The organism is Crenalkalicoccus roseus, from assembly GCF_004761865.1.
In the GTDB taxonomy this organism is placed as follows: domain Bacteria; phylum Pseudomonadota; class Alphaproteobacteria; order Acetobacterales; family Acetobacteraceae; genus Crenalkalicoccus; species Crenalkalicoccus roseus.
Genome location: NZ_SJDM01000104.1, coordinates 1 through 1,199 on the forward strand (window position 1 = coordinate 1; position 1,199 = coordinate 1,199).

Genomic DNA, 1,199 nt, shown 5'->3' on the forward strand with positions numbered 1-1,199 from the left:
ACCGGAGCTGAATGAAGCCATACCAAACGACGAGCGTGACACCACGATGCCTGTAGCAATGGCAACAACGTTGCGCAAACTATTAACTGGCGAACTACTTACTCTAGCTTCCCGGCAACAATTAATAGACTGGATGGAGGCGGATAAAGTTGCAGGACCACTTCTGCGCTCGGCCCTTCCGGCTGGCTGGTTTATTGCTGATAAATCTGGAGCCGGTGAGCGTGGGTCTCGCGGTATCATTGCAGCACTGGGGCCAGATGGTAAGCCCTCCCGTATCGTAGTTATCTACACGACGGGGAGTCAGGCAACTATGGATGAACGAAATAGACAGATCGCTGAGATAGGTGCCTCACTGATTAAGCATTGGTAACTGTCAGACCAAGTTTACTCATATATACTTTAGATTGATTTAAAACTTCATTTTTAATTTAAAAGGATCTAGGTGAAGATCCTTTTTGATAATCTCATGACCAAAATCCCTTAACGTGAGTTTTCGTTCCACTGAGCGTCAGACCCCGTAGAAAAGATCAAAGGATCTTCTTGAGATCCTTTTTTTCTGCGCGTAATCTGCTGCTTGCAAACAAAAAAACCACCGCTACCAGCGGTGGTTTGTTTGCCGGATCAAGAGCTACCAACTCTTTTTCCGAAGGTAACTGGCTTCAGCAGAGCGCAGATACCAAATACTGTTCTTCTAGTGTAGCCGTAGTTAGGCCACCACTTCAAGAACTCTGTAGCACCGCCTACATACCTCGCTCTGCTAATCCTGTTACCAGTGGCTGCTGCCAGTGGCGATAAGTCGTGTCTTACCGGGTTGGACTCAAGACGATAGTTACCGGATAAGGCGCAGCGGTCGGGCTGAACGGGGGGTTCGTGCACACAGCCCAGCTTGGAGCGAACGACCTACACCGAACTGAGATACCTACAGCGTGAGCTATGAGAAAGCGCCACGCTTCCCGAAGGGAGAAAGGCGGACAGGTATCCGGTAAGCGGCAGGGTCGGAACAGGAGAGCGCACGAGGGAGCTTCCAGGGGGAAACGCCTGGTATCTTTATAGTCCTGTCGGGTTTCGCCACCTCTGACTTGAGCGTCGATTTTTGTGATGCTCGTCAGGGGGGCGGAGCCTATGGAAAAACGCCAGCAACGCGGCCTTTTTACGGTTCCTGGCCTTTTGCTGGCCTTTTGCTCACATGTTCTTTCCTG

The 1,199-nt window shown here is 50.5% G+C and carries 1 protein-coding gene; it reads left to right on the forward strand.

What is annotated here, in order from left to right; translation table 11 throughout:
* On the forward strand, window positions 1-370 hold a 370-nt coding region (locus ET526_RS21075), incomplete at its 5' end, for a serine hydrolase (RefSeq protein ID WP_158295668.1).
* Between the last annotated feature and the right edge of the window lie 829 nt (window positions 371-1,199).